We start from the raw sequence: 214 nt of genomic DNA on the forward strand, positions 1-214 counted from the left end.
ATGGGGGGACGGATCGCGGAAGGTTGTCCAACTGTTGGAATAGTTGGTTTTTGGCTCATAGAAGGCACTTAGGCAAATCCGGGTGCGCAATTCAAGGGGTTGAGACGAGTGCACTTGTGCACGAAGCAATCGGAAGTGGTTCCAAGAAAAGCCTCTAAGCTTCAGTCATACGAGACCGTACCGCAAACCGACACAGGTGGGCGAGATGAGTATT

Annotated in this window: 1 rRNA gene; it reads left to right on the plus strand. The window is 51.4% G+C overall.

Features of this window, described 5'->3' with window-relative positions:
- A 23S ribosomal RNA gene (locus tag KO538_RS29815) occupies window positions 1–214 on the plus strand; the annotation flags it as partial.

The sequence above is a fragment of the Janthinobacterium sp. NKUCC08_JDC genome (genome assembly GCF_019345575.1).
In the GTDB taxonomy this organism is placed as follows: Bacteria; Pseudomonadota; Gammaproteobacteria; order Burkholderiales; family Burkholderiaceae_D; genus Janthinobacterium; species Janthinobacterium aestuarii.